Genomic DNA, 7,345 nt, shown 5'->3' on the forward strand with positions numbered 1-7,345 from the left:
GAACGCAACAGACTCTGGTCGAGTAGTACCCACTTCGCGTGTTTGCTTCCACCTCGCAACGGGCAGCATCAAATGGTGCGCCCTGCGCCATAGCCGTACACGACAACATCCTCTTCCGATCTCATGCCCGCTGACCGCCGGACATCCGACCACAATGGCAGTCGCATGGAACCAATGTCGCGACGTTGCGACTCACATCCACCGGTGATCCGCCGTAGCGGCATTCCCGGTCATCGGGACGCCGCGACGGACCCGTGGGATCGCCTTGTGTCGATCTCGTCGTTGGCGGACGTGGCTCCGATCGGCTTGTTGGTCATGGACGCCGAGATGCGGGTGCTCTGGATTAACCAGGCGATATCGGCCATGAACGGTCTTTCCGCTACTGATCTCGGCGGCCGGGCCATATCCGACCTGCTCCCCGAGGTGGAACCCCACGCGTGGGAGGTGGTCCGGCAGGTCCTGGCCACCGGGAAACCGATTCTCGACGTGGAGCTCACCGGACGGACTCCGGCGACCGGACCCGACCATCATGTCTGGCGGGTCTCCCACTATCCCATACAGGATCACGCCGGCACCGTGGTGGCGGTGGGTGTCTCCGTGGTCGACGTGACCGACCAGCGCCGGGCGGAGGCGAAACGGGATGCGGTCGAGCAGCGGTTGCGTCTGTTGGGCCGAGCCAGCGGACTGGTCGGCGCATCCCTGAAACTGGCCGACACGGTGGAAGCGATCGCCGACCTCGTCGTCCCCGAGTTCGCCGACAACTGCGACGTCTTCCTCGCCGAAGAACCCCTCAACGCGGACGCGAGGCCGGAGCGGTTGACGTTGCGCGGGTTCGTGTCGGCAAAACGACTGCCCTTCCCCTCCCCGCGGTCGGACGAGGTGGAGACCATCGGCGTGCCCATGGAAGTCGACAGGGACAATCCCGCCCATCAGGCGCTCGCCACCCGTCGGCCGGTACTCTTCCACATGGACAATCGCGTGAAGCGCAGCGTCCATGTCCGAGATCCATACACATTCAGCGCAAAGGCGCGCCTCGAGCAGATGGCGATCGATATGGCCATCGTGGTTCCGCTGCTGGTGGGCCGGCAGTTCTTCGGCGTGGCCTACTTCGGCATCGCTCCACCCCGGCCTCGTTACACAGAACAGGATGTGCAGACCGCCGAGGAGCTGGGTAGCCGGATCTCCAACGCGGTGGCAAACGCTTATGCCTACGAGCGCCAGCGTTCCGCAGCCGTCACCCTGCAACGCGGGCTGCTGCCACACCACACACCCATCGTCGAAGGCCTCGACATCGCCTGGCGCTACGAGCCCGGCACCGCCGGCACCGAAGTCGGCGGCGACTGGTTCGACGTCATCGGGCTGTCAGCCGGCCGAGCAGCCCTCGTCATCGGCGACGTGATGGGCCGCGGACTGGCCGCCGCCGTCGTCATGGGACGGGTCCGGACCGCCGTCCGCGCTTTCGCCGCCCTCGACCTACCCGCGGCCGAGGTCCTCACCCATCTCGACGGTCTCGTGCAGACCCTCGGCACTGGCCCTGAGGAAACCCTGGTGAGCTGCATATACGCCCTTTATGAACCCGCAACGAGCACGATCTGCCTGGCCAACGCCGGCCACCTGGCGCCGGCACTGGTCCGCCCCGACGACGGAGTCGTGTTCCTGGACGGTGAAAGCGACATCATCCTCGGGGTCGGCGGTCAGACGTTCACGGAGACCCGGTACCCGTTACCGAGGGGTTCCATCCTCGCCCTGTTCACCGATGGTCTGGTCGAATCCCCGTCGATCGACATCGACGAAGGCTGCCGACGTCTCCAGCGTGTCCTGCGCACCCCCGGCCTGTCCGATCGTCCTGGTTCACCCGGGCAGCCAGCCTGCCTGAAAGGTCTTGAAAAAACCGCGGACCGCCTGCTGGGACTCATCGACCGCAGCGAAGGCTATGACGACGATGTTGCGCTGTTGCTCGTGCGCGCCACGGACACGGCCATGACCGCAGCGGTCACGCTCGCCCCCGAACCCCAGGCTGCGAGGACCGCGCGGGAGGTCGCCATGGCCGCGCTGAACAGCTGGGGGATCGCCGATGCCGCCTTCACCGTCGAACTGCTGGTCAGCGAAATAGTCACGAATGCGATCCGCTACGCGGAAACATCCAGCGATCTCGTCCTGCGCCGTGGTCGGCACGCCGTCTACGTCGAGGTCTCCGACCGTGACAGCCGGGTACCCCGCCTCCTGCATCCCACGAGCGACGACGAGGGCGGGCGAGGCCTGCAACTGGTCGCCCAGCTCGCCACCCGGTGGGGCGCCAGACCCACCCTGACGGGCAAGACCGTCTGGTTCCAACTCGACATCGCCACGTAGAAGCCATGCGGGCCACTTGACGCAGGCTACTTGACGCCCCGGCACCGAAGCGGCAGACCGACGCGACGCGGCGGCAGTTCCTCCGCGTGCAGGCATCGTCCATGCTGGCGGCGGACCTCTTCCATGTGGATTGCGCCGTGACGTTCCAGCGTCTGTATTGTTTCTTCGTCCTGACGGTCCGGACCGAGGTCACCGACCGGATGCTGATTTTTGGTGAGCGGTACCTACGCGCCGTCCTGGCCGAGTACGCGCGGCACTACAACGGACGACGCCCGCACCGCGGCCGTGACCTCCAGCCACCACGGCCCGACCATCCCGTCGCCGACCTGACCAAGGAACGGATCAAACGCCGACCCGTCCTCGGTGGCCTGGTCAACGAATACGAACGAGCCGCCTAAAAGCCCAGGTCAACGCCGGTGGCCGAGTTCTGACACCCCACAGGGTCGGCTCGGCGGGTGCCGGCACAGCCGCCGACACCGGTGCAGACACCGGTGCAGGCGTCTGGTTCGGCTCGGGGACGTCGACCAGGCTGGGCACGTTGGTCACGTCCCGCGGACCCCGTCCAGCGCCCTGCGCATCTGGTCCTTGTCGAGCACGCCCTCCCACCTGGCGACGACGAGGGTGGCGAGCGTGTTACCGCAGACGTTGGTGAGCGCCCGGCACTCGGACATGAACTTGTCGACGCCAAAGATCAGCATGATGGCCGCGACGGGGATCGTGCCTACCGTCGACAGCGTCGCCGCGAGGACGATGAACCCGGACCCAGTGACCCCGGCGGCGCCCTTGGAGGTCAGCAGCAGCACCCCCACGATGGTGAGCTGCTCTCCGAGCGAGAGGTCGACCCCGACGGCCTGCGCGAGGTAAAGGGTGGCGAGTGTGAGGTAGATGCAGGTCCCGTCCAGATTGAACGAGTATCCAGTGGGCACGGTCAGCCCGACTACCTGGCGCGGCGCGCCGAGCGTCTCGAGTTTACTCATGATCTGTGGAAGGACCGACTCGGAGGACGACGTCCCGAGAACGACCAGAAGCTCTTCTTTGATGTAGCGGAGCAGCTTGAAGATGTTCACACCTATAGTGCTGGCAATCGTGCCGAGCACGACGACGACGAAGAACAGCGACGTTCCGTAAAAGACCGCGACAAGCTTTCCGAGACTGGTGAGGGTGTCTAGGCCGTACTTGCCGATGGTGAAAGCCATTGCGCCGAACGCACCGACCGGTGCCGCGTACATGACGATCCGGAGAACTCCGAACATGATGCGGCCGACTCGCTCGACCCCGCCGGCGATCGCGGCTCCTTGCTTTCCGGCAAGATTCAGCGCGATGCCAAAGAGCACGGCGAAAAACAGCACCTGAAGGACTTTGCCATCGGCGAAGGCGCCGACGACGCTGTCCGGCACGAGGTCGGCCAGATGGTCGCCCCAGCCCTGCGACGTGCCTTGCGAGATGTAACCGCTGACGGTGCTGTTCACCGTCAGCGTGGCCGGGTCGGCGTGTACGCCGTCACCAGGTCGCAGCACGTTCATCACGACGAGTCCGAGGACCAGGGCCACGCTCGTCACGAGCTCGAAGTAGATGACGGCCTTCAGCCCCACCCGGCCCACCTTGCGAAGGTTCTCAACCTGTGCGATGCCGCCGACAACCGTGCAGAACACGATCGGAGCGATGACCATCTTGATCGCGTCGACGAAGGTCGTTCCCAGCGGTTGCAGGTCGACACCGACCCCGGGCGCGAAATTGCCCACCAGGATCCCCGCGACGATGCCTACCAGTACCCAGACGTAGATCTGGCGGTACCACTTGCGTCGTCCGGGGGCCGAGCGTACAGCAGACGACGGTCTGCCGACCGTCGGTGGCTCTAACGCTGACGGTGACGCTGACGCGGCCATGGCAACCTCCTTGTCGGACGGGCCACCGTGCTGCCCGCCCTCGTGGCGTGGCAGCTACGGTGACCGCACTAACACCAAAGGTCGCGGTTTCGGTCGTAGTGTTCATGCCTGCCCGGAACGGGAGCGTTCGTTCGTGCCTGGTACTGCTCCACGGCCGTCTGCATACTGGGCCGATGACCGGTTCGTCCAGCGGTGCCCCCGAGCGCGTCGGTGGTCGCGGCGCGCTACGGGGTCGCCGCAGTATCGCGGGTCAGGTGCTCGTCCTGCAGGTCACGCTAGTGGTGCTGCTCGTCGTGGCCGCGGTCGCCGCGTCGGTGCTCCAGGCTCGGCACACAGCGCGACGTCAGGCGGTGGATCGCGTCGTCGCGGTCGCGGAGACCTTCGCCCACGTTCCAGGCATGGTCGCCGCGCTGCGATCGACCGAGCCGAGTTCCACGCTGGAGCCACTGGTCGAGGCCGCCCGGGTCCGGACCGGGGTTGACTTCCTCGTCGTGATGAACCCGGCTGGAACGCGTTACACCCACCCCGACCCGAGTCGCATCGGGCAGCCGTTCCTCGGCCACATCGAACGGGCACTACGAGGCGTAGCGTTCACCGAGACCTACTCGGGGACGCTGGGCCCGTCGGTACGAGCGGTCGTGCCGGTAACCACAGGCGACGGGACGGTCGTCGGCCTGGTCGCCGCGGGCATCACAGTCGCCAACATCAGCGAGACTGCGGGCCGCCAGCTGCCGGTGTTGCTGGCTGCCGGACTGGGTGCGCTCGCGCTCGCGGTTGGCGGCACGGTGCTGGTCAACCGACGCCTTCGGCGGCAGACTCGCGGCCTCGGCCCGGTGGAGATCACCCGAATGTACGAACACCACGACACGGTGCTGCACGCCGTCCGGGAGGGGGTTCTCATCATCGACGACCAGGCCAAGGTGCTGTTGGCCAACGACGAGGCCCGCCGGCTGCTCGATCTTCCGGTGGACGCCCAGGGCCGGCGGGTGGCGGAACTCGGCCTCGATCCAGCCACGGCGGAGCTGTTCGGCAGTGGTCGCCAGGCCGAGGACGAGGTGCTGCTCGCCGGCAACCGGATGCTTGCGGTCAATGCGCAACCCACCGTCCGTGACGGGAAGCCGCTCGGCAGCGTCGTGACGGTCCGAGACACCACCGAGCTGCGGGCGCTGACCGGCGAGCTTGATGCCGTGCGGGGCCTGGCTGACGCGTTGCGTGCCCAAAGCCACGAGGCCGCGAACCAGCTTCACGTGGTGGTGGCCCTGGTGCAGCTCGACCGGTTGGACGAGGCCGTCGAGTTCGCCACCGCCGGGCTCGCCGGGTCGCAGCAGCTCACTGACCGGCTGCTCGGCGCCGTCGACGAGCCCGTCCTCATGGCGTTGCTGCTCGGCAAGACCGCCCAGGCGGCCGAGCGAGGCGTGGACCTCGTCATCACCGACGACACCCGATTCGAGATGTTCGACGTCGAGTCGGCGGAGCTTGTGACGGTCGTCGGCAACCTCATCGACAACGCGATCGAAGCCGCAGAAGTCGGTGATCCCCCACGGCGGGTGACAGTCGCCGTGTGTAGCGACCACGACGGCCTCATGGTCCGGGTCGCCGACAGCGGTCCCGGCCTCGACCCGTCGCAGGTCGCGGCGGCGTTCGAACGAGGTTGGACCACCAAGGCGAGCACGTCGAGCGGCGACGGGGGACACGGTCGAGCACGCGGCCTCGGGCTCGCCCTGGTCCGCCAGGTCGTCCGGCGCCACGGCGGCCAGATCGAGGTGGGGCGCGAGTGCGGCGCGGTGTTCACTGTCCGCATCCCTCGGCAGGACGCGACAGAGCCGGCACGACGCGCAACTGCCGGCCTGACGACGCCATGACTACCGTGACCGGCGAGCCCGTCCGCACCCTGGTCGTCGAGGACGACCCGATCATCGCAGACGCGCACCGCAGCTACGTCGAACGGCTTCCCGGGTTCGTCGTCGCCGGCGTCGCCACCAGCGGCCGCCACGCACTCCGCCTCGCCGGCCTGGGTAACGTCGATCTCGTACTGCTGGACTTCGTCCTGCCCGACATCGGCGGGCTCGACATCTGTCGCGCCCTGCGCGGTGGCGGCGCACCGATGGACATCATCGCGGTGACCTCGGCGCGCGACCTGCCCACGGTCCGGTCGGCGGTTGCATACGGGGTGGTCCAGTACATCGTCAAACCGTTCACCTTCGCCGCGTTCCGTGACCGCCTCGAACGGTACGCGGCCTATCGGATGCAGGTCACTGCGGACGCCGACCTGGACCTACTCGGCCAGCGCGACGTCGACCGCGCCCTGGCGACGTTACGCAGCGCCGAACTCGACACCGTCCAACAGCCGAAAGGACTGTCGACGGACACCTTGGACGCCGTCGTCAGCTGCCTGCGTAAGGCCGACGCCCAACCTGGCACGGCGGATATGCGCACCGCGGACGTGGCGACCGCGGTCGGCATTTCACGCGTCACCGCACGGCGCTACCTGGAACGACTCGCCGATCAACGACTGGCGACACGCTCGAGCCGCTACGGCAGCTCCGGACGTCCGGAATACCTCTACCGGTGGACAGGCAGTTGATTGGCCGGCACTGTTGCATTCGTCGATCGTAGTCGATCTTCACCGCAGATCTTCCCGTCAGACGCGCTCATGTACCCCAATCAGTGGGGCTATCAGCCGCCCGGAGCTGTGTTGGTGAGCCTCGGCACCGGAAAATTTGCGGCCAAGATCTGTCAGTGCACGCGAATGCAACAATGCCGACGACGTCACGGCCACCGATCTCGACCGGCAGCCCCGTGGACCAGCCCGTAAACTTTCCCGGGAAAGTGCCTTCTGATCTTGTTGGCGACGTGGACTTCAGATACCCGTATCCTCCCAGGTCGGGGCACTTTCCCGTCATTGGCCGGCCCGATCCGTCAGATCAACAAGAATTGGCGTGAATAGCCCTGGTTAGGCTGAGGCTCACGAGCCGCGATCGGCTCCCCACCCAGCTGAGGCCGGAGACAGGATGACCGGCTGGGGTCAGGACGGCCCGCTGTCGCCGACCGCCGGGCACGACATCTCCTACCTCGCGATCACCGGGGCGCTGCACGCGATGGGCCGC

4 protein-coding genes and 1 pseudogene are annotated in these 7,345 nt (G+C 66.9%); 4 read left to right on the plus strand and 1 reads right to left on the minus strand.

The annotated features are described in order from the left end of the window. Positions 1-291 precede the first annotated feature (291 nt). Both CV1CTNOD_RS02865 and CV1CTNOD_RS02870 read left to right on the plus strand, forming a co-directional pair. Positions 292-2,352, plus strand: coding sequence for an ATP-binding SpoIIE family protein phosphatase (locus CV1CTNOD_RS02865; protein WP_207386148.1), 2,061 nt, complete (start codon positions 292-294; stop codon positions 2,350-2,352). Between the two features lie 38 nt (positions 2,353-2,390). Further along, positions 2,391-2,750 (plus strand): annotated as a pseudogene (locus CV1CTNOD_RS02870) (hypothetical protein); the annotation flags it as partial. A 144-nt stretch (positions 2,751-2,894) separates the two neighbouring features. On the opposite strand, the gene dctA reads toward CV1CTNOD_RS02870, so the two are convergent. Next, complete coding sequence (dctA, locus tag CV1CTNOD_RS02875; RefSeq protein ID WP_131784616.1) at positions 2,895-4,238, minus strand: C4-dicarboxylate transporter DctA; 1,344 nt, start codon at positions 4,236-4,238, stop codon at positions 2,895-2,897. Positions 4,239-4,411: 173 nt separating this feature from the next. On the opposite strand from dctA, the gene CV1CTNOD_RS02880 reads away from it, so the two are divergent. After that, entirely contained in the window at positions 4,412-6,100 is a 1,689-nt protein-coding gene (locus CV1CTNOD_RS02880) for a sensor histidine kinase (protein ID WP_131784617.1), read from the plus strand. Further along, positions 6,097-6,822 carry a response regulator gene (locus CV1CTNOD_RS02885; protein WP_131784618.1) on the plus strand — a complete coding sequence of 242 codons (726 nt, stop codon included), beginning with the start codon at positions 6,097-6,099 and terminating at the stop codon, positions 6,820-6,822. Before CV1CTNOD_RS02880 ends, CV1CTNOD_RS02885 begins: the two co-directional genes overlap by 4 nt. Positions 6,823-7,345 lie beyond the last annotated feature (523 nt).

The organism is Protofrankia symbiont of Coriaria ruscifolia, assembly GCF_900634745.1.
GTDB classification, from domain to species: Bacteria; Actinomycetota; Actinomycetes; order Frankiales; family Frankiaceae; genus Protofrankia; species Protofrankia californiensis.